Source organism: Methylomonas sp. AM2-LC, assembly GCF_039904985.1.
Classification (GTDB): domain Bacteria; phylum Pseudomonadota; class Gammaproteobacteria; order Methylococcales; family Methylomonadaceae; genus Methylomonas.
Genome location: NZ_CP157005.1, coordinates 3482077 through 3503692, shown reverse-complemented (window position 1 = coordinate 3503692; position 21616 = coordinate 3482077). Strand labels below are relative to the sequence as shown.

17 protein-coding genes are annotated in these 21616 nt (G+C 42.2%); 9 read left to right on the top strand and 8 right to left on the bottom strand.

Translation table 11 applies throughout. From position 1 onward, the window contains the following. Positions 1-2: 2 nt before the first annotated feature. Complete coding sequence (locus ABH008_RS15670) at positions 3-914, top strand: F0F1 ATP synthase subunit gamma (RefSeq protein WP_347986553.1); 912 nt, start codon at positions 3-5, stop codon at positions 912-914. 98 nt (positions 915-1012) lie between these two features. On the opposite strand, the gene ABH008_RS15665 is transcribed toward ABH008_RS15670, so the two are convergent. Next, positions 1013-1651 carry a hypothetical protein gene (locus ABH008_RS15665; protein WP_347986552.1) on the bottom strand — a complete coding sequence of 213 codons (639 nt, stop codon included), beginning with the start codon at positions 1649-1651 and terminating at the stop codon, positions 1013-1015. 530 nt (positions 1652-2181) lie between these two features. Between ABH008_RS15665 and ABH008_RS15660 the strand changes: the two genes are divergently transcribed. The 4 genes from ABH008_RS15660 (at position 2182) to gpmI (ending at position 8776) form a co-directional block, all read left to right on the top strand. Then, a complete protein-coding gene (locus ABH008_RS15660; protein ID WP_347986551.1) occupies positions 2182-5148 on the top strand; it encodes a PAS domain S-box protein in 2967 nt (988 codons plus the stop codon). After that, on the top strand, positions 5141-5980 hold the full coding sequence (locus ABH008_RS15655) for a response regulator (RefSeq protein WP_347986550.1): 840 nt from the start codon (positions 5141-5143) through the stop codon (positions 5978-5980). The genes ABH008_RS15660 and ABH008_RS15655 overlap by 8 nt, the downstream gene beginning before the upstream one ends. A gap of 21 nt (positions 5981-6001) precedes the next feature. Further along, positions 6002-6715, top strand: a complete 714-nt coding sequence (locus ABH008_RS15650; protein WP_347986549.1) for a Crp/Fnr family transcriptional regulator — start codon at positions 6002-6004, stop codon at positions 6713-6715. A 408-nt stretch (positions 6716-7123) separates the two neighbouring features. Next, positions 7124-8776, top strand: a complete 1653-nt coding sequence (gpmI, locus tag ABH008_RS15645; RefSeq protein ID WP_347986548.1) for a 2,3-bisphosphoglycerate-independent phosphoglycerate mutase — start codon at positions 7124-7126, stop codon at positions 8774-8776. A gap of 357 nt (positions 8777-9133) precedes the next feature. Here the strand turns inward: gpmI and ABH008_RS15640 are convergent, their stop codons facing one another. After that, the gene (locus tag ABH008_RS15640) at positions 9134-9967 is read right to left on the bottom strand and encodes a hypothetical protein (protein ID WP_347986547.1); all 834 of its coding nucleotides are present in this window, start codon (positions 9965-9967) and stop codon (positions 9134-9136) included. Between the two features lie 8 nt (positions 9968-9975). Further along, a complete protein-coding gene (locus ABH008_RS15635) occupies positions 9976-10788 on the bottom strand; it encodes a hypothetical protein (RefSeq protein ID WP_347986546.1) in 813 nt (270 codons plus the stop codon). A gap of 324 nt (positions 10789-11112) precedes the next feature. Between ABH008_RS15635 and ABH008_RS15630 the strand changes: the two genes are divergently transcribed. The 4 genes from ABH008_RS15630 (at position 11113) to ABH008_RS15615 (ending at position 13879) form a co-directional block, all read left to right on the top strand. Continuing rightward, positions 11113-11322, top strand: a complete 210-nt coding sequence (locus ABH008_RS15630; protein ID WP_347986545.1) for a DUF3820 family protein — start codon at positions 11113-11115, stop codon at positions 11320-11322. A gap of 194 nt (positions 11323-11516) precedes the next feature. Then, a complete protein-coding gene (locus ABH008_RS15625; protein ID WP_347986544.1) occupies positions 11517-12275 on the top strand; it encodes a carbonic anhydrase in 759 nt (252 codons plus the stop codon). Between the two features lie 205 nt (positions 12276-12480). Further along, entirely contained in the window at positions 12481-12963 is a 483-nt protein-coding gene (locus ABH008_RS15620) for a flavin reductase family protein (RefSeq protein ID WP_347986543.1), read from the top strand. 94 nt (positions 12964-13057) lie between these two features. Further along, a complete protein-coding gene (locus tag ABH008_RS15615; RefSeq protein ID WP_347986542.1) occupies positions 13058-13879 on the top strand; it encodes an IS110 family transposase in 822 nt (273 codons plus the stop codon). A gap of 480 nt (positions 13880-14359) precedes the next feature. Here the strand turns inward: ABH008_RS15615 and ABH008_RS15610 are convergent, their stop codons facing one another. The 5 genes from ABH008_RS15610 to ABH008_RS15590 form a co-directional block, all read right to left on the bottom strand. Beyond that, positions 14360-15592 carry an SfnB family sulfur acquisition oxidoreductase gene (locus ABH008_RS15610; RefSeq protein WP_347986541.1) on the bottom strand — a complete coding sequence of 411 codons (1233 nt, stop codon included), beginning with the start codon at positions 15590-15592 and terminating at the stop codon, positions 14360-14362. 205 nt (positions 15593-15797) lie between these two features. After that, entirely contained in the window at positions 15798-17243 is a 1446-nt protein-coding gene (locus ABH008_RS15605; RefSeq protein WP_347986540.1) for a hypothetical protein, read from the bottom strand. A gap of 462 nt (positions 17244-17705) precedes the next feature. Beyond that, the gene (locus ABH008_RS15600) at positions 17706-18941 is read right to left on the bottom strand and encodes a bifunctional 3,4-dihydroxy-2-butanone-4-phosphate synthase/GTP cyclohydrolase II (RefSeq protein ID WP_347986539.1); all 1236 of its coding nucleotides are present in this window, start codon (positions 18939-18941) and stop codon (positions 17706-17708) included. A 79-nt stretch (positions 18942-19020) separates the two neighbouring features. Then, positions 19021-20193, bottom strand: a complete 1173-nt coding sequence (locus tag ABH008_RS15595) for a sigma-54 dependent transcriptional regulator (RefSeq protein WP_347986538.1) — start codon at positions 20191-20193, stop codon at positions 19021-19023. Then, positions 20148-21428: an acyl-CoA dehydrogenase family protein gene (locus tag ABH008_RS15590; protein ID WP_347986537.1), complete on the bottom strand. Its 1281-nt coding sequence runs from the start codon at positions 21426-21428 to the stop codon at positions 20148-20150. Before ABH008_RS15590 ends, ABH008_RS15595 begins: the two co-directional genes overlap by 46 nt. Positions 21429-21616: the final 188 nt, after the last annotated feature.

Genomic DNA, 21616 nt, shown 5'->3' with positions numbered 1-21616 from the left:
CGATGAGCGATAGCACAGCTGGATTGCGCAGAAAAATTAACAGCGCTAAAGATCTGCAATCTGTGGTACGCACCATGAAAGCCTTGGCAGGCTCGAGTATAAGCCAATACGAGCAATCAGTACATGCGTTGGAAGACTACTATCGAACCATAGAATTAGGTTTGGCAGCCTGTTTTATAGGGCGAACTCCGTTTATTCTGGGGGATGATCAAAAACATAAAATCAATGTAAGTGGTGCTATTGTTTTTGGTTCTGATCAGGGCTTGGTGGGTCAATTTAATGAAGTATTGGCCGATTATGTCATTAATGCGCTCAGCAAACTTCCTGGTAAATATCTATTGTGGGCCGTCGGTGAACGCATGCAAGCCCGCCTGTTGGATGCGGGATTGCAAGTAACGGGTTTGTTTAATGTACCCAGCTCGGTCAATGCCATTCAGCCGTTGATTGGGCAGATTCAAATAGAAACCGAAGCTCATAAGGTGTTTGGTGAATTTGCCAATTTTTATGTTTTTCATAATCACCCAAACAGCGGTGTACTCTATCAGCCCGTTAGTCAACAATTATTGCCGCTTGATGCGCACTGGCAACAAGAATTATCGCAAATTCGCTGGCCAACCAATAATTTGCCTGAAGTCATACTCGGTAACGATACCTTGCGTGAGTTGATTCGCGAATATCTGTTTATTTCGTTGTACCGAGCCTGTGCAGAATCTTTGTCCAGCGAGAATGCCAGTCGACTGGCGGCCATGGAGCGTGCTGATCGTAATATCGACGAATTGTTGGCAAATCTGAATGGTGCATTTCATCGTTTACGCCAGAGTGCAATAGACGAGGAGCTTTTTGATGTTATTTCGGGTTATGAAGCGTTGTCTGTGAAATTGCCCCCCAAAAAATCACTATTTCTGGATAATTAAGCCACTCGATACATTCAATTTTAGACATCAAAGCCTATCGGCTTTAGTCTTACACAGACCCTGTTCTGATGATTTAGCTAAACCGCATGGGTATTCAGTTAATTTTGCGGAATATCGGTTTTTTGAGGCTCCAGTATTTTCAGTAATCGACTGCGATGATGCAGTGATTGTGCATGACCAGTTACCCCAAATATAAAAAAAACGATCACTCCAAAAGCAAAAATAATCGCTTGAGCTAATTGCAAACCATACGGTGCGGGGTTAATGCTGAGTAACAATGCCAAGACCACTAAGGAGGGAACTAAACCAAATACAATAATCATGGCCACCACAAATACCGGTTGTTCCGCACCTGATGGTTTTGAATTCGCAAAGCCTGATACCACTTTAATGATGGTTTGCCCAAACAATACAGCGGAACCAAAGGATAGCTCGGGTGTTTCAATCAATGCAAATAATGATTTGCCTACACTCACATCTACAATCGATATCACCACCAAGGGCAGGACAATAAACAATAAATCGCCAAATATGGCATAAGTTGCCGCTTTCCTATGAAACTGGTTGGCTTGAATAGGTGAAATAGATAAGGTTGGTTCAATAGTAATTTTCTTAGTTCCTGTAGACAGTGAACGAGAAGCGAGAACCAGACGCTTAATAGCGTTCGATGCTGTTTTTCGATGTAACCTGTTTTCTACATCTATTTGGCCAATATTAAATTCTGTATCTATATTCATGTTCTTCCTACCTGAGATAAACGATCTGTTAAGGGTAATTTGTATCTATTCAGAGTAATTTTTATGATTATTTAAAATCAATGGGCTGTAGGTGTTGAACGAAGTGAAGCGCATCTGTTGCGAGAGATAGGTATATCAATCAGAGGTTTTCTACTTAGGATTAATTTACAGCTAACAATGATTAACTTCAGTACGTCAGCACACATTAAAGCACCTGAAAATGCTAACCAGATTGGGTTTTTATTCCTGCTATTAAGAGGTCTAAACGGCTATGTTAGTTAGCGTACATACAGGGCCCGGTTTTATTTGTATATTCAAAGTAATGCTGTAGATAAATGGAGACAGTCAACGACAAAAATGTCGTCACTGACTTGCTTAGAGTTGATATGTTCGTCAGGAATGTCTATTCTGTCAGTAAAACCTTATACCTGCTGCAATTTAGGTGGATATTGAATGCTGTTTTCTGCCGTTTCCTGCCATGGTGAGATTCAAATCCCTGTCGCATTTATTCATTACCACGAAGGTAAGGCATGCACGAATCAAACGATGATCATATGAGTGTTTATGTTCACTCCTTATATAGAGAAGACGCAGCTGTCATGAGGAATCAGACGGCTTTACTTAAAACCACTGCTTTGCAGAATGCAATTTTCAACAGCATCAATTTTTCCAGTATCGCAACGGATGAAAAAGGGATTATCCAAATTTTCAATGTAGGGGCTGAACGTATGTTTGGCTATCAGGCTGAGGAAGTACTCAGCAAAATGACACCGGCTGATATTTCCGACTCACAGGAAATCATAGCCCACGCCGAAGCCTTGAGTATAGAATTTGGAACAAATATTACGCCAGGCTTCGATGCATTGGTATTTAAGGCTGCCCGCGGCATTGAGGATATTTATGAATTAACCTATATTCGCAAGGATGGCAGCCGATTTCCTGCAGTGATGTCTATTACCGCATTACGAGACGCGCATAACCTTATTATTGGCTATCTCTTGATCGGAACTGATAATACATTACGAAAGCAGGTTGAAGTTGAGCTACATCACTTGATTGAAATCCAGGCGCAGACCAATAAACAATTACTGCAAACTAATCTCACTTTGCAAGCCAGCGAGGAAAGGTTAGCAGTGACGCTAAACTCAATTGGTGATGCAGTCATAGCAACGGATAATGCTGCTTGTGTGACACTTTTGAATCCGCTTGCAGAACAACTGACTGGTTGGACTAAGGTAGAGGCAATCGGTCGTCCAGTTTCAGATATTTTTAACATCATCAACAAAGAAAACCGCATAACGGCAACCATCCCAGTCATGGAAACCTTGATGCATGGTACGGTGCAGGGGCTAGCGAATCATACAATATTAATTGCCAAGGACAAGAGTGAATGCGATATTGCTGATAGTTGTGCACCGATACGTGACCGTGAGGGTCAGGTGATCGGTGCGGTGTTGGTATTTCGCGATGTCACCGAAAAATATGCTGTGCAACAAGCTTTACGTGATAGTACCGCCTTGATGGAAACCATCCTGGCAACTGTGGTGGATAGCATTATTACAATTCATGCTGAAAGCGGTTTAATCAAAACCGTCAATCCAGCGGCGGAACAGATGTTGGGCTATACCTCTGCAGAACTGATCGGACAAAGCTTCAGCTTACTAATACCTGAACTTGATCAAGAGCGTCAGCAGAACAATCTTGAATATTTTCGCGCCAATGGTGCGATACGTGCCAAGGGGTTGGGACGTGAGGTAGTTGGGAAACGCAAAAGTGGTGACATTTTTCCAATAGAGATGGCAATCAGCGAAATGTGGTTGGGCGATCAGCTTTACTTAACCGGCATACTTCGAGATATCAGTCAGCGTAAAAAAGTGGAAGAACAACTGCGCTGGGCAGAAGAGAGTTTTCGCCTGATGGTGGAAAGCGTTACCGATTATGCGATAGTGATGCTAGATCCGCAGGGGCAGGTAGTGAGTTGGAACAGTGGCGCACAACGCATCAAAGGTTACCAAGCTGATGAGATTATCGGTCAACATTTTTCTCTATTTTACCCCGCTGAAGATATTGAATGTGCTCATCCGCAACGTGATCTGGATATCGTTATCGACAAAGGTCGTTTCGAAGATGAGGGATGGCGTTTACGCAAGGATGGTACATTATTCTGGGCCAATGTTGTCATTACAGCAATTAAAGATCATTGCGGTCGTTTACGTGGCTTCGCCAAATTGACTAGAGACTTAACCGAGCGCAAACATCTGGACCAGATGCTGCATGATAAAAATGTGGAGCTTGAGCGTGCCAGAACACAGGCAGAAAAGGCAAATCAGGCCAAATCCAACTTTTTATCCAGTATGAGTCATGAGTTGCGGACACCGCTCAACGCCATTCTTGGTTTTGCGCAACTGATAGAGACTGGTTCGCCTCCACCTTCCGACATACAGAAGAAAAATGTTGAACAGATACTTAAGGCAGGTTGGTATTTGTTGGACTTAATTAATGAAATTCTAGATTTGGCACTCATTGAGTCTGGAAAGCTGTCACTCTCACTGGAGCCGGTTTCGTTGGCAGAAGTCATGCACGAATGTCAGGTTATGATAGAGCCTCAGGCACAAAAACGTGGTATTGCCGTTACCTTTCCGAAATGTGCCGTACCCTATTTCGTCAAAGCCGATAGGACCCGAGTTAAACAGATTCTTATCAATTTGCTTTCAAACGCGATTAAGTATAACAAAGAGAATGGTGCTGTGAGTGTAGATTGTATTGTTAGTGCTCCGGAAGTGGTACGAATTTATGTCAAGGACACGGGTGAAGGTTTGATAGCCGAAAAAATTACCCAGTTGTTTCAGCCGTTTAATCGTCTCGGACAAGAAACAAGTAACGAAGAAGGTACGGGTATTGGTTTGGTGGTGTCCAAGCGTTTGGCTGAATGGATGGGTGGCAATATTGGCGTAGAAAGTAAGGTGGGCGAGGGCAGTATGTTTTGGATTGAGTTAAACATGTCAACCGCACAGCAAACCTTTGCTATACCTGATAAAACTAAAATTATTTTGCCAGAAAATACACAGGCTGAAGAGCAATTGCACACACTGTTGTATGTCGAGGATAATCCGGCCAATTTAATGTTAGTTGAAGATCTCATTACGCGCCGCCCCGATATTCACTTGTTAACTGCTATCGATGCCAAAACGGGTATTGCATTAGCTCGCAATTTTCTGCCAGATGTTATCCTGATGGATATTAATTTACCGGGTATAAGTGGTGTAAATGCCCTGAAAATCTTGCTTGATGATCCTATCACTCGTCATATTCCCGTCGTAGCCATTAGTGCAAATGCCATGCCTCGCGATATTGAGAAAGGTTTGGATGCAGGGTTTTTCCGATATCTAACCAAACCTATTAGGGTTAACGAGTTTCTGGATACTCTGGATACGGCAATGAAATATGCGCAATTGCAATCAGTTAAAGTCAACAGAGGTGAAAAGCAAGATGATTAGTGCCGAAGAGTTTTTGAATGCAAACATACTTATTGTTGATGATCAGGAGTCCAATATTGCTCTGCTTGAACAATTACTACATGAGGCAGGCTATTTGCGAGTTTCATCAACCAGTAATCCACAACAGGTATGCCAGTTACATCGCCACAATCATTATGATCTCATTTTACTTGATTTGCAGATGCCAGTGATGGATGGATTTCAGGTAATGGAGGGTTTAAAAACAGACGAGTTGGATAGTTATTTACCTGTGTTGGTTCTCACTGCGCAACCGGGTCACAAGCTGCTGGCTTTAAAAGCGGGAGCCAAAGATTTTATCAGTAAACCGTTTGATCTGTTAGAAGTAAAAACGCGTATCCACAATATGTTGGAAGTACGGCTATTGTACAAAAAACTGCAAAATTATAATAAGTTATTGGAAGAGACTGTTCAGGAGCGAACAGCAGAGCTGCGTTACAGCGAAGCCAGTTATCGTAATTTGGTGGAACTGGTTTCCGATTGGTATTGGGAGCAGGATGAAAATGGTCAATTCAGCAAAGTATCAGGCCCCGTTTTGGAGATGCTAGGTTTAACGGTTGTTAGTGATGATGATAAAGAGGCAGATGATGATAAAGAGGCATATGTGGCTATGACAGGCTGGAATGAAGAAGAGCGCAAAGTGTTGCGAGCAAAAATTTCCGCTAGACAGCCATTCCTGGATTATGTTTTTAGCCGTCTTTGTAGTGATGGTAAACAACAACAGTACCAGGTGAGTGGCGAACCCATGTTTGATCGCCATTGTCGATATATTGGTTACCGGGGTATAGGCGTTGCACTTATTACCAATAAATAAATCAATTGATAGGTACAGCCAATGATAACCTTATCCCAGAGCCCCACCCAGAATCATTTGCTCGCTGTATTGCCCAAGCAGGAATTGGAAACCTTAGCTGCCCATTTAGAGTTTGTACCGATGTTGCTTGGGCAAATGCTGTATGAACCTGGCGTAAAGTTACAGTATGCCTATTTTCCTGCCACCGCCATTGTATCCTTACATTATGTTATGGAGTCTGGCGCATCCGCAGAATCTGCCGGAGTGGGTAATGAAGGCGTGGTTGGAATAGCGCTCTTCATGGGCGGTGAGACTACCTCTAGCTCTGCGGTGGTTAGAACTGCGGGTTACGGATATCGCTTACCAGGACGACTACTGAAACAGGAGTTTAATCGTGCGGGATTGATGCAACGATTATTACTACGCTATACGCAGGCCTTAATGACACAAATTTCCCAGACTGCCGTTTGCAATCGTCATCACTCTATAGAACAGCAACTATGCAGATGGTTGTTATTGACACTGGACCGCCTACCCTCGAACGAGTTGATTATCACTCAGGAATTAGTCGCCTATGCACTGGGCGTTCGCCGCGAAGGAATTACAGAGGCTGCCGGTAAATTGCAACGTTCTGGTTACATCAGTTACCGGCGTGGACATATTTCTGTGCTGGATCGCATAGGTTTAGAGAATAGCGTTTGTGAGTGTTATTCAGTTGTCAAGAATGAGTTTAACCGTTTGTTTTTAATTGTCTAAACAGCCTGATAACCATCAAAGTGCTGCTGTGACGGCCATAAGCTTGATACTTGCTTACGTCAATATTTTCAAAATGTGTAAATGACACACTTTCATAATTTGATTCCTCAATTATTAATAGTTAATATGATTGGGAGGGGATATAGTCAATTTAGAAGTAAAGATTGTCAATGGCTAGGTTGCCAATGCAATGTTTGCGTTTACGTAAATTTGTCGCAGACTCGAAAAATGTTGTCGTTTATCAGAATTCATTTAGCTATCTTGGCATTGCATAAGCGTTCGAATTTCTTAAAATGATCAACACTTTCCCGATATCCTCATGATAATTTTGCCATTCATAGGATGGGATGGTTATATTAAAAACCGTTTATAATTTTATATTGATACACCTGCAAGTTGGAGTTTTAAATGATTGAGTTGAAAAAAAATATGGCTTTTACTGGCCCAAAAGGTCCTGTGGTATTAGTCATTATGGATGGAGTCGGAATTGGTAAAAATCCGGAAAGCGATTATGTCAAGCAGGCAAAAACTCCAAATCTGAACTGGTTGCATGATAATGCCTTGTATACCGAGTTGCGGGCGCATGGCGTTGCGGTAGGTCTACCGGATGATGGCGATATGGGTAATTCAGAGGTAGGGCATAATGCCATCGGTTGCGGTCGTGTTTTTGAGCAGGGTGCCGCTTTGGTTGGAAAAGCTATTGCTTCTGGTGCCATGTATGCCCAAGGTTCGGTTTGGCAAGAACTGACTGCAAACGTGATTAATAAGTCGTCAACATTGCATTTTATCGGACTGTTTTCAGACGGTAATGTACACTCTAATTTAAGTCATTTGGAGTCTATGTTAACGACGGCTAAACAGCAAGGTGTTAAGAAAGCACGGATACATGCTCTTATAGATGGGCGCGATGTGCCACCCACCTCGGCACTTGAGTATATTGAACGCTTTGATACGTTCTTGAATGGTATTAATGCCGATGGCACTGTGGATTATTGCGTGGCATCCGGTGGTGGACGCATGAACATTACTATGGATCGTTATAACGCTAATTGGGATATGGTGAAGCGTGGCTGGGACACGCATGTCAAAGCAGAAGGTCGTATGTTTGCCACAATGAAAGCAGCGGTAGAAACCTTCCGTACTGAAAATCCAGGTATTCTGGATCAGGATTTACCTGCATTTATTATTGAACGTGATGCTAAGCCTGTGGGTCCCATTGTCGATGGTGACAGCGTTATTTTCTTCAATTTCCGTGGCGACCGTGCTTTAGAAATTACTAAAGCATTTGAAGCAGATGAATTACAGGAATTTGATCGTGGCGTAAAACCGAACGTGCTATATGCGGGCATGATGCAATATGACGGCGACCTTGATGTCCCTAAACGTTATTTGGTCACACCACCCGCTATTGACCGCACCATGAGCGAATATCTCTCCAATTCCGGAGTCAAGCAACTGGCTATTTCGGAAACACAGAAATATGGACATATGACCTATTTCTTCAACGGTAATAATTCAGGCAAATTTGCAACAGAAACCTGGCAAGAAATTCCATCGGATATTTGCCCGTTTGAAGATGCGCCGCGCATGAAAGCCAATGAAATTACTGATGTGGTAGTAAAGGCTATTGAGAGCGGCGAATATCAATTTATCCGCTTAAATTTTCCCAATGGCGATATGGTGGGACATACCGGTGTTGTCAGCGCCGTAAAAATAGCCGTAGAAGCAGTCGATGAAAATTTGGGTAGAATAGTTGAGGCACTAAAACAGGCCAATGGTATTTTGGTTTGCTCAGCCGATCATGGCAATGCGGATGATATGTTTGAATTAGATAAAAAGACCGGTGCATTGGTGCTGGATAAGCAGGGCAACTATAAGTCGAAAACAGCTCATTCATTGAACCCTGTACCCGCTATTGTGTACGATCCATCTGGAGCGGCTAATGCACGTCTGGTGGAGGTGCCTAAGGCTGGAATTGCCAGTTTGGCAGCAACCTGTATTACGTTGTTGGGTTTTGAACCACCGAAAGATTATGCAGCAAGTTTGGTAGAAGTAGGCTAAAGCTTTGCGGTTATGCGCTAGACTTAGGTTGGGTTAGGCGCAAGTCTTAACCCACCAGCTCAGCTTTCCAATAGAATACAGCCAGCGTAGCCACGATTAGTGCAACGTATCGTGGGAATGTTTACCGGAGTATGTTTTCAAAATGGCAATATTGAAGCACTTAGGTAATTTATATCTGTTACGTTTAGATGTAAGCACGTAGGTTGGGCTGACGCCAGGAAAAGCCCAACGATTCAAGCTCTGCCGAACCTACAAGTTTGCAATGCAGTTAAACATTAGTCGCTAACTGATCCATTGCGAGGGTAACGAATGCCCCCCCGCTTTCTACCTCAAGTTATCACTTATAAACAACATTGTTCATGACGTGTGTTTGTTGCTGTGTATGATGGTTCCAACATGTTCACCACGTAGTGCAGCCGTCAGCCTTCCTGGTACCAGCCCGTTTACGATCTGCACATACTCAAGATGGCGTGCGGTTGCCATTACCTCAAGTAGCGCGCGGTCAAATGGTAGCGTGCCTTCATGTTTGACGAAATCAGTCGCGTTTGCTTCACGGATTAAATGCGCCTGATTTGCTTCAGGGCCTTTCGGGTCAACGCTATACACCCCGTCTACATCTTCCACTATTGTTAGGCCAGCGGCGCCCAACGCGTCAGCAAGCAGGAATGCACCCGTGTCGGCGCGGTGAGTGGGGATGCGCGAGGTAGGGAATTCGTGATGGTGATACGGCGGGAAAGCACTGCCAACCACGGCGCGGGCTGCCGATAAATGAATTGCGAGTTGGCTGGCAATGGTAGGGTGATCTACATACGAGACACCTTCTGGGGCGAGTAAAGAGGCCAGAATGTGGCCGTTCTGACCCGCTTCGCTCGCCGCGAGTGAGGCAAGGGAACCCACGGGTAAGCCCAGGTCGAGACCAACGCTATATAGATGGCGGGCGCGGATGCCGGGGCCAGTTAGAATTAACAGGCGATGTTCGGGCAAGAGTTTGCGAAGTTCGTCTACGATAGGCAGAATTGCATCTGCTCCGCGATCCATGATGGAACGTCCACCGATTTTTACAACATGTAACCAGGGTAGCAGGCGGATAGGGCGTACGCCAGCCACAGGGCGGGTGAGGTCTGAGTCCTGTAGCGTTTGGCGCGCGAGTGGTGAAGCAACGTGTTTAATAGTGTTGGAAATTTCAGCCATGGGTATTCTCAATTCGCAGTGATGAGGGTGCCAACATGCTCGCCAGCGAGCGCGCGGGTCAGATTGCCGGGGATAAGGCCATTGACTATCTGCACTTGGCGAATATGGTGTGCAGTCTGGAGAAGATCAAGCACTGGAAATTCAAGTATCGAATCGTGCAACCCTTTTGCTTTCATTTCGTCAACCGAGATCTGCGGAATGAACGTGGCATTTTTCGATGTCTTTGGATTTGCCGTATACAGGCCGTCTTCGTCTTTTACATAGATCATGGCCTTGCAGCCAAATTGTTCGGCAAGCAGGAAACAGCCAGCATCGGTACGATAAGGCGGAATAACGCCTTCGGTAGGCGGACGCATCCATAATCCATAGGGTGGCATACCGCTGAAAACAACAGCATTTACCTCGGCAAGGTAGAGCGGTACTGCCGACAGTCCAGCGCCTTCTACCGCACTGATGCCGTGTTTTGCCAGAAGCTGCCCCAGCATGGCAGCATTCTGATCGGCAACCGAGGCACCTAACTGCGAGAGCACGCCTGCCGGTAGGTTAAGCCCTGCGGCAATTGAATATAGGTGGCGGGCGCGAGTACCTGCGCCTGTTCCAATCAATAGTTTGTGAGACTTACGTGCAGTGACGATTTCGTCTACCAGAGGATAAACGGCGGAGCGACCACGATCAATAATGCTTTGCCCGCCGATCTTGATCACCGTGGCGTCGGGCAAGATGCGAAAGTCTGCGGCAGAATCTGCCGCTGTCTGCAGTTCAGCATCGGTCAGGGAGCGCTGCATGAGGAGCTGTTCAAGCTCAACTGTGGTGTTGGTCATTTCGGATACCTTAAACGTTGATATTAACTGTTGCAATTCCCGTTTTGCCTGCGATTTTTCGACAACAACACTTTGCAGAGATATCCAGGTCGTTTTTGAGAAATCCCGCTGTGGTTGTCATGATTGCCTAATATTTACAGGGTATTTAGAGTGTAGCGGAAACGTCATTAACATTCAACCGAAGCATTTGAATAACGCTGCACGCTGAAGCCTTTCGGGTTGATAGGGTTAAATAAAGCCTAGACTTTTTAAAGATAGATTTATAATGGCAATAAATGTAAAAATGAGTGAGAACTCAATCTTGTTCTTGAGCAAATAGCAACAATGAAATCTGAATATTTACTCAAGTTGGTTACCTATGCTATGCCATACGGTAAATACAAAGGACGTGTCATCGCAGATTTGCCCGGACATTACCTAAATTGGTTTGCACGCGAGGGATTTCCTCATGGTGAGCTAGGTCGGTTATTGGCAGTGATGCAAGAGATGGATCACAATGGCTTAAAAACTCTGCTAGATCCGTTAAGAAAATAAGACATTTTGTGTTTTTAGTGGCCGACAAAGCATGCTAATCTCTTCAAACGATGGTTCTGAGTGCAGTTTAGGCTTGAATGTACTCAGTGATTTGACAGAGAGATACTAAACTGGCTTATTGCCTAATGCTTAACGCTTATCAATGTTGATAAGATTTTTCAATCCAGTTAGCCAGACAAATTAATTCATTCTCTATGGCAAAAATCAGGTTTAGTTTAGGTATCGTTTTAGTCTCTGTCTTATTAGGCAATTCGGCTTATGCGAAGCCAGTTAAAAAATCGCATACTCTTATTACGAGTGAACAGCAGAAAATCAGGGTAGCGGTTGATCATGTGTTGGACGCTAATCGCGATTTTGTTAAACAGCATAGTAAAAACTATTTTTTACCGTTTATTAAAGGACAAACACCCAAAGCAACTGTTTTAGGCTGTGCCGATTCCAGAGTTCATTCACATGCGATTGACCCGCACCCAGATGGAGATTTATTTTTCGTCAGAAATATAGGTAATCAAATTGATCCAGTACGCGGCTCTATTGAATACGGGGTTAGACATTTACATACCCCTTTGCTATTAGTGCTGGGGCATACTATGTGTGGTGCAGTCAGAGCGGCAATGCAGGATTATTCGGAATTGTCCCCAGCCATTAAAGCCGAACTGGATAATCTGCATGTACCACTTGGCGATCCAGATAATGCTACGTTGGTACTCGATTCAGTAGAACATAACATTAATCATCAGGTAGATGAAGCCATGGCTTTTTTTGCGGATGAATTGAACCAACAGAAATTAATGGTTATAGGTGCCGTTTATGATTTTAGGAACGATTATCATCAAGGTTATGGCCGGTTAGTCATCATCAACGTCAATGGCTCAAACCAACCGGAAAAAATAAAGGAAGTGTTAGGTTTTTCCGGTAAAAAAGCGTTAAAAGATATCTTTACCAAGAAATAAAGCTTGAGATTTAGTCACTATTTACCGTTAAGTTAGTGTGTACCGCATGATGCATCACAGTGTTTAGCAGATTTTACAGCCCATTGTGTAAGCAGTAGAAATAGGTTAAATGTGTTGGGCTAATATTTGCCAATTAGCCTAAAAAGCTTTTAGTTTCGCAGTGACTCAATCGATTTGTTGATATGCTTTCATCAGGACACAGAACATGAATAAAGATTTAGCCAATGTCTGCCAATATTTAACACAAGGTGTCTACGTTATTGCCGTTAAAGATCAACAGCGTGAGCATGCCTTTACTGCTGCCTGGGTAATGCAGGTTTCATTTAATCCACCCATGCTCGCATTCAGCATCAATCCTCAGCACTACTCCTATCAAATTTTAAAAGCGGGTGGTCAATGTAGTATCAATGTTTTAGCTAAAGAGCAATTACCCATAGCCACACATTTTGGCGACTCTAATATTCGGGATAAAATGACAGCTTATAGTTGGCAATTAGCACCAAGTGGTGTGCCTGTATTGAAAGTTGCGTTAGCTTATTTTGATTGTGTAGTTAGTCATAGCATGCCTGCTGGCGATCATGAAATCATGCTTTGTCAGGTGTTAGATGCGAAAATTTTGCATGTCGGTGTGCCTATGCAATATGCTGATACCGGTAATATGGATGGTGCAAATGACTTATATGCATAAAATCAATAGTAAGTAGGATGATGGCATGGACTTCTCCCCACCCCTAACGGTGTCATAATGCACCTGGCAAATAAACAAGGGTAAGGAGAAATCCATGATCAAGAATAACGTAATTGGTTTAGATTTAGCAAAAAACATTTTTCATCTGGTGAGTTTTAATGCTGAACTGAAACAGATTAAAAAGAAAGTAAAGCGAGCGGATTTATTGTCGTACATAGCGAACTTGCCAGTCAGTATCATTGGTATGGAAGCCTGTGGAGGCTCGCATTATTGGGCGCGAGAAATCAAGAAACTGGGGCATGAAGTGGTATTGCTGAATGCCCGTTATGTGAAAGGGTTTGTGGTGGGCAATAAAAATGATTATAACGATGCAGAGGCTATTTGGACGGCAACACACCAACCGAAAAGACGAACAGTTTCGCTTAAGACGCTTGAGCAGCAAGATATTCAAATGCTGCATCGATTGCGTCAAAGTACAGTGGATGAACGGACGGCGGTGGCGAATCGAATTCGGGGTTTTTTAGGTGAGTGGGGAATTGTGCTGCCTATAGGCATCAATCAGCTCAGAACGCACCTCACTGAAATTATTGAAGATGCTGAGAATGGTTTAAGCGTGATCAGTCGAAATCTGTTTGCCAAACAGCACACGAGTGGTGACAAGGTGGTGTTGTTGGGTATCAGTAAACGAGGTAATGGCTATCTGCGAACTTTACTGATTCACGGCGCCCGATCAGTCTTGAAAAACTGCCAAGGTAAAACAGACTCGCTAAGTCGATGGTTGCAGGCGCTAATTGAACGACGTGGTTTTAACAAAGCGGCCGTCGCACTGGCCAATAAAAATGCCCGAATTTTGTGGGTAATGGCTACACAAAATAAGAGGTATGAGGTTAGGTCCGCCGATGTAGTCATGTCGTAGCGTGTAGGCCGGGTTATCCACGCCTTACCCAACACCTACACGTGATAGAAGGGTTCCGGTGTTGGGTAAGGCGTGGATAACCCTCAGTTGATATGATTAAAAGTGAATGGTGTAACACAGAGTAAAACAGATTGCGGAGGCAAGTAAATCCAATTGATGATAACAACAGGTCAGACCGGTGCTATTTATCCCGTTCAAGCACATAGATTTTAAAAATCGTTAGGATGTTTGTGGAAATAGCGCGCGAATACGTTTATCAAGGTTCAGTGGTTAAATTAATCAACCTCTAATTGAAACCGAATATATGGCGGCAATCTTGATTACTTTTGAAATCATTCATTTTGGTAAAATTTGTCTTGCAATAGGGGGGAAGTCCATATATGTGCTGAACGAAATGATGTCCATCAATCGCAATTGAAGTGCCTCCTGACATCGGCACATCCTAAACAAACTTAACTTTTCGCTGAGTAATTACAAAAATTAAAACCAAGGGTGACGCGGTGGATTAATGCCGTTTAATGCATAGTTACCCACTGCATAATATTTCCATCGTACTGGATCATGCAGCGTGTGTGTACGTGCATTTCGCCAATGTCTATCCAGATTAAACTCACCTAATGTTGAGCGGGTTCCAGCTAATTCAAATAATTTGCTGCCAGCCAGTAAAGCTGTTTCAGTGCTAAAGATTTTTGCTTCTGCTACCGCAATTGATGCAGCTGCGACTGTCTGATCAGTTGGATTCTTTTGTGCATAATCAATAGATTCGCCCGCCTTGTACAGCAAGGCTTCTGTTGCATGTAACTGAATCTGCAGATTACCAATATCTTTTAATGTTAATGGATCTTCATAGCCGTGTTTTAAGTCGGTGTCTATCCAAGGACGCGTATGATTGCGTACAAAATGTAGTGTGTCTTTAAATGCAGCTCTGGCTATGCCAGTATCAACCGCTGCCTGAATAATTTGTGCAATGGGACCCATGGTGGTTGGGTTTTCAAAGGCTAGGTAATGTGGCAACACAAAATCGGCGGGTACAAATATATTTTCAAGGATAGTGGTACCGCTAGCGGTGGTACGCTGACCAAAACTAGACCAGTCATCTATTACGGTAAGTCCTGGCGATCCTTTTTTTACAAAGGCAACCACGGTGTTGTCATGTTCATCTTTAGCCACTACCGGTACCCAGTCCGCAAGTAACGCACCGGATGAATAGAATTTTTTACCGGAGAGTAAATAGCCGTCTTTTGTAGGTATCAAGCGGGTATTAATATCTGTTACTTGTTTGGTGCCAATTTCGGAAAAAGCGTTACCAAATCTCAAACCTTTAAGGGCTAAATCAAAGAAATATTTTTTTTGAAATACAGTACCATCAAGGCGTAAAGCTTCTATCATGTACAAGTGATTTTGGGGTATTTGTCCAATACACGGATCTGCTTCAGAAATGATAGACACCACTTCAGCCAGGGTTTTATTAGAAACGAAGGCTCCACCATATTCTTTCGGTATCGTAATACCCCATAAGCCACTTTGTGAAAAAAGATCGATTTCCTTATGGGGTAAGCTACGTTGTTGGTCGCGGAGGGCGGCATTGACACCTATCTCAAGTGCAACTTTTTTTGCGATTTCTATCGCTTCTGCATCAGATTTAATAATATGTGCATGAGGTCTGGAAAGTGTTTCATGATTTTGATCATCAAGTAATGTTGCTTGTGACATAAATGCTCCTAAAGGGTTAATTAATACTAAGGGTTCACCAAAATTAGCAATTGAGTAAACTATACATTCAGTTTAATTTTGAAGTATCAGTTGACTTATTTACTTGTTTTATATTTAAAGCAGATTACGAAAGTTAATATGCTTAGACAGACTCAGTCGAATTCTGAATGGCTTGCATACTGCTTAACTAACTGCTTACTTACTTTTAGAAATAAACCTGCGCTTGCAATCTGATGCGATTGTCTTCCAAACCATGTCCAGTCCAATCAGTTCCAGAGATATAGCTATAATCCGATTGCAACTTAAAGTGATGCTCATAGAAATAATAGTTAAGACCCACTGAGCCTATAGTTTGATTTTTGTAAGGACTACCATTTTGATGTTCAAACGCCACTTGGTTGGCTGTACCCGCTAATTCAAGGCGTTTAGGCAGTAAGTAATAACCCGCTTGCCAATACCAACCATAGTCGTAACTGTTAGTAGAGGCTGGATTGACATTAAGTGGGTTATGATCTTGTCGTCCAAAAAAGGCGGCTTCTGTGCTAAATAGCTTGTAACGGTAGCCAATGTCGGCTGTAACGTTATAAGTATCCATGCCTTTAATGGTATTTTGCAGGTTAGAGTTGGCATCAATCGGGTTATAACCGCCCGCTACACCGATTGATAATTGTGGCGTTTCAACAATGTCTGGGATGGTTTCTTGCACATAAGTATATGGGTCCAAAACGTCATATACGATACGTCCGATACCCGCTAATTTTGCACCAAAGTTTTCTTGCCCGTCGGAATCTAAGGCTCTTACACTGTTACCAACGGTTAAGCTTGTGGTCCATTTTCCAAATTGATTGCTAAATTCAATACCAGGAGTACGTTGTAAACTAAAAGCATACTCAGGTTGTTGCAGATCCATGTACAAGTATTTACCAATATCGGTATAAAATTGCCGTGAATATTGTGGTAGTATCCGACCTGCTTTAATACCTATATTATTTAATTGATATTTACTCCACCAGTCTATAGTTTGAACCTGATTATTGTTACCCAGCGTGCTGCTTTGGTAGAAAAAGAAATAAGATAGGTTCGGATCAAATGCTGTACCGGAGAAAAATAACCTGCCTAATGCTAAATCAAAGCCTTGGTTAGCGTTACCCGTATATTTGCTGGGTAAATTAAGGGTATAACGTGCTTGTACTAAGCCGTTAACAGCCAATGAAAAGCGGTTGTCGTTGGTTTTTAGTACAAAACCGTTGTCATAAAAACCGCTTAGGAAACGCTCTTTAGGTACTTTGGCTGCGATTGGGGCTTCTAAGTCTGGCTCTTCTTGTACATTGCGTTTTTTTGCGGTTGCTGTGTCTATCGCAACTGGTGGATAATGATCACCACCACCATTTGCACCTAAAGAGTTATCGTTATATCTTAACGCTTCTTTCTTTTCTAATTCTTGCAGACGTTCATTATTGGCTTTAGCTTGTTCTTGAAATTCTTGCATTTGTTTTCGGAGTTTCTTAATCTCTGAACTATCATCTTTTGCAAATACCATAGAAGGTACTAATAAACTGCATAGCAATAGTGGCACACCAACCGTACTATATTGTTTGCTAAAACTTAGCCGGTTTTTTTTAAATTTCTGCGGTTCAATTAGAGTATTCATTAAAGATTCCTATTAAAAGATAAAGAAGTTAGAACTTCTTGTAACGCATTAAATATGCCAACTTGTTATTATTAGGAATTTATAAATAATTTCATATGTTTGCGTGAATTTTTCGAAAATATATATTTAAAATATATACAGTAACCAGTGCTGTTTTTTTTTAGATTTGCTGAACTGCTGCCGCTGTATCCGCGCTATGAAAAATTTTTGTAATGATTGAGCGAAAAATCACTACTATTTATTATTGTTTATATGAATAGTCTTTAGTTATTTACCAGATTTCACTGTTATTTGTGTGCAATTATTTTTTAACGAATGAGATATACATTTAGAGTGTATTTTTTAAAAAACCTTAATAGAAAAATTATTGGGTCTATTTTGGTAACAATATTTCGATATACAAAAAAGCCGAACAAGAAATGCACAGGCTTGTTCGGCTTATTGAGAATAGGTTAAAAATAGTTAACTAATCGCTTTTGATTCCAACTCAAAATTGCTTAAATTGAGAATGTGGCCCATTTTCTCTGATTTGGTACGTAAATACACAATGTTTTCACTGTTTGGAATAGATTCAAGCGGTACTCGATCAACAATTTTTAGTCTATATCCGGCTAATTCTGTAAATTTGGCAGGATTATTACTCATTAATCTCAAGGTTGTTACACCCAAATCACACAATATTTGCGCGCCTACATCATAGCTTCTGGAATCAACAGGTAATCCCAAATCTAAATTGGCTTCTACCGTATCACGACCTTGATCTTGCAGCTCATAAGCACGCAGTTTATGGGCTAAACCTATGCCGCGACCTTCATGTCCTCGCAAATAAACTAAGACACCGCACCCAGCCTGCTCAATTTTGGCAAGTGCCATTTTCAATTGATTGCCACAATCGCATCGTAATGAATCCAATATATCGCCAGTTAAACACTCAGAGTGCACACGAACTAATACATTCGATTGCCCCGCTATTTTGCCTTTAACCAGGGCTAAATGCTCAGTGCCGTCTATAATCGATCTATACACATGGGCGGTAAAAACGCCTGCAGATGTGGGTAGTCTAGCTTCCGACAAGTGCTCAACCAGTTGCTCATTTCGTCTGCGGTAAGCAATCAGATCGGCAATACTAATAATGGGTAAATGATGTTTTGTGGCAAATTCCCGCAAGGCTGCTCCACGCATCATAGATCCATCGTCGTTAACAATTTCGCATAGCACTCCGGTTGGATTTAAGTCTGCTAATTTGGCTAAATCGACAGCTGCTTCAGTGTGACCGGGTCTTGCCAATACACCCTGTTTTTTGGCACGCAGTGGGAAAACATGGCCCGGTCTGGCGAAATCGGCTGCACTACTATTGGGGTTGGCAAGAGCGCGAATCGTAGCACTTCGATCAGTAGCTGAAATACCTGTAGTAATGCCTTTGTTTAAATCCACTGAAACAGTAAATGCTGTTTTATGCGATTCAGTATTGTTGGTAACCATAAGATCAAGTCCGAGTTTATCTGCTTGAGCTTCTGGCATTGACACACAAACTACACCGCTTGAATAACGTACCAGAAATGCCATTTTTTCAGGGGTAATTTTATCAGCGGCAATAATGAGGTCACCTTCATTTTCTCTATTGGCATCGTCTGTCACCACCACGAAATGACCATTTTTGATGGCCAAAATCGCTGTTTCGATAGTGTCGTAATTCATAGTTATTTACCTTAAAAATTAATATCAGTGCAAAAAGTGTATCTATATTTTATGCATAAGTGTTTTGCTATATACCTGATTATCTTAATGCATTGATAGCACCCATTTTAATTAGTCTTGCACGTACAATATTACGACTAATTCCTAATAATTTTGCAGTTTGTGCAGCATTATTATGGCAATAATTATATGCTGCCCTAATAATAGTTTCTTCAAGATTGCTATAAAGATCGTCCTCACCCTCCTCAAATAGTTTATGCAGCGCTTCAATCAAATTAGTATTAGTGCCAATATCGCTGTTGGAGGTGTAATCTTCTTTATGCTTTTGCAGCTGTATGCTGGATAATTGCAAATCTTCAATTCTAACAATATTATTTTTGCAAATCAGCAATGCGTGGTGAATAACGTTTTCTAGTTCTCTGATATTGCCTGGCCAAGAATGTTTAAGTAATTTATTTTTAGATTGCTCATCTAGTTTAATATCCTTGTATCCTAAGCGACGCGTATATTCTGTGACAAAATATTCGGCTAGTGGAATAATATCTCCAGGCCTATTTCTTAATGTAGGCAGTTCCAGATGCGCAACCCTAAGTCGGTAAAATAAATCTTCACGAAAATGACCTGCCAAAACGGCTTCTTCCAAACGTACATTGGTCGCAGCAACCAATCTGACATCAATTGGAATGGGTTTTCTGGCACCCAGTCTTACCACTTCTCTTTCCTGAAGAACGCGTAATAATTTAACCTGGATGCTCAGAGGCAAGTCCCCAATTTCATCCAGAAATAAGGTGCCGGTATTTGCTGCCTCAAACCAACCCATTTTGGTAGAGAAGGCTCCTGTAAAAGCACCTTTTTCGTGACCAAATAATTCGCTTTCAACCAGGCTTTCAGAAAATGCGCCGCAATTAACCGCGACAAAAGGCCGGTGTTTACGTCGACTTAATTCGTGTACATGTCGTGCAATTAATTCTTTACCCGTGCCGGTTTCACCAATAACCAACACATTTGCATCGCTGGGGGCGATCATTTTTATCCGGTTTAGAAGAGCGATAGATTTTGGATCTTCAAATACCTGAGCAGTTGCGCGAATAGATGTCGTTAACTCATGCGGGTTTGGTAGTGTTAACAAGTTAGTTTGTTTTGTATCTTGTGCCACGGCAATTTTTGTTTCAGAGGGGTAATCAAAAAAATGCTTACCGAATCTGTTCATGAGTAAAATGTCGGCGTTGGGTAAGATTTGTTCAGTGCCCATTCTCCTAGCTCCTTAATTTTGTAATCCAAAGGGTCGTGTAAAGTATGTGTTCTTAAATTTCGCCAATGGCGATCCAGTCTTAGTCCTGCATGAGTAGATCTAGATCCCATTACTTCGAACATTTTGTTTGTAATTTCAAAACCAGTTTTAGTGGCTAACACTTTTGCAACGCTAATCGATATAGCAACCTCGCCTCGTTCAGCTTCGCTAAGATTTGTGCCAATGTGCCAAGCGTTATCTAATTTAGCTGCTGCAAGATCAGCAATCGTACGCGTACTTTCAATACCCACCCAAAACTCTCCGTAATGGTTGAGAATATAAGGATCTTGTTTGCTAGTAGTTGCAGTTGATGTGTGCCAGGGTCTTGCTTCTTCTAAGGTATATTTTCTGGCATCTTCAAACGCGCCTTCGGCTATACCCAAATAAATATTTGTGAGTATTAACTGTGCAATTAGGGGTCGTAAGCATGAAAATGGTGTGCTTAAAGGGCCAGGTTCCGCTAAAATTTCATGCTGTTCAATACGCACTTTTTCAAAATTTATACTGCCACTGTCTGTCTGGCGTTGACCAATATTGTCCCAATCTTCTAAGACAGTAATACCTGTTCTTGCTGTGGGTATTGCTGCAATCAGCAGTTTTCCATCAGTCTGGTTTTTAGCTGAGACTATCAGCATTTCTGAATCAATTGCTCCTGAACAAAAGCTTTTTTGTCCAGAAAACTCAAACCAATTGGAAAAGCTTTTCGCAATCGATCTCTCATCTAAAGGGTTAAGAGCGTTACCCCAAAACCAATTAAATTGTGCTGTTTGCTCATACCATCTTTCCCATTGGTCAGGCTTGGAAAATAAGCGTGCAGTGGCCAGCATCAGATGTTGGAAGCCAAACACGTGGGCAATTGAGCTGTCAGCTTTAGCTATTTCTCTAATGACCTGCATGGTCTGTACCCAGTTTGCGCCAAGTCCGCCATATTCTTTGGGAATCATCATTGCTAATAATCCACTTCGCCGAATTTCATCCCGCTCTAGTTTGGGGGTGCCGCCCAGGTAATCTCTTTCTGCAGCAGTTAATGCAAATTCTGCTGATAATCTTTTTGCAATTTTAATAGGTTCTTCAAAGTCACTTTCTTTGTGATAGCCAAGAGGTCTCAATATATTCATATCCATTAATTGAAAATTATTTATAAAAATTACAGCAATAAATATGCCATAAGTTCTAGCTTTTTCAAGTATGTCCAATTAGCAGCAGCTGCTGCTGGCGAAGCAACAGTTTTACGCAAAAAATTCAAATAAATAATGAGTTTGCTGGTTTTCTTTATATTTATGCCTGACTTTACGAGTTAGGTACTATTTTTTGAGTGGTTTTTTACATAAAAGCTGCTGCTACAGAAGCAGCGATGAAACATCGGTGCTGCATAAGCAGCATG

Coding starts and splice junctions, on each gene's coding strand:
- ABH008_RS15670 (WP_347986553.1), top strand. CDS start 3: ATGAGCGATAGCACAGCTGGATTGCGCAGAAAAATTAACAGCGCTAAA.
- ABH008_RS15665 (WP_347986552.1), bottom strand. CDS start 1,651: ATGAATATAGATACAGAATTTAATATTGGCCAAATAGATGTAGAAAAC.
- ABH008_RS15660 (WP_347986551.1), top strand. CDS start 2,182: ATGCACGAATCAAACGATGATCATATGAGTGTTTATGTTCACTCCTTA.
- ABH008_RS15655 (WP_347986550.1), top strand. CDS start 5,141: ATGATTAGTGCCGAAGAGTTTTTGAATGCAAACATACTTATTGTTGAT.
- ABH008_RS15650 (WP_347986549.1), top strand. CDS start 6,002: ATGATAACCTTATCCCAGAGCCCCACCCAGAATCATTTGCTCGCTGTA.
- gpmI (WP_347986548.1), top strand. CDS start 7,124: ATGATTGAGTTGAAAAAAAATATGGCTTTTACTGGCCCAAAAGGTCCT.
- ABH008_RS15640 (WP_347986547.1), bottom strand. CDS start 9,967: ATGGCTGAAATTTCCAACACTATTAAACACGTTGCTTCACCACTCGCG.
- ABH008_RS15635 (WP_347986546.1), bottom strand. CDS start 10,788: ATGACCAACACCACAGTTGAGCTTGAACAGCTCCTCATGCAGCGCTCC.
- ABH008_RS15630 (WP_347986545.1), top strand. CDS start 11,113: ATGAAATCTGAATATTTACTCAAGTTGGTTACCTATGCTATGCCATAC.
- ABH008_RS15625 (WP_347986544.1), top strand. CDS start 11,517: ATGGCAAAAATCAGGTTTAGTTTAGGTATCGTTTTAGTCTCTGTCTTA.
- ABH008_RS15620 (WP_347986543.1), top strand. CDS start 12,481: ATGAATAAAGATTTAGCCAATGTCTGCCAATATTTAACACAAGGTGTC.
- ABH008_RS15615 (WP_347986542.1), top strand. CDS start 13,058: ATGATCAAGAATAACGTAATTGGTTTAGATTTAGCAAAAAACATTTTT.
- ABH008_RS15610 (WP_347986541.1), bottom strand. CDS start 15,592: ATGTCACAAGCAACATTACTTGATGATCAAAATCATGAAACACTTTCC.
- ABH008_RS15605 (WP_347986540.1), bottom strand. CDS start 17,243: ATGAATACTCTAATTGAACCGCAGAAATTTAAAAAAAACCGGCTAAGT.
- ABH008_RS15600 (WP_347986539.1), bottom strand. CDS start 18,941: ATGAATTACGACACTATCGAAACAGCGATTTTGGCCATCAAAAATGGT.
- ABH008_RS15595 (WP_347986538.1), bottom strand. CDS start 20,193: ATGGGCACTGAACAAATCTTACCCAACGCCGACATTTTACTCATGAAC.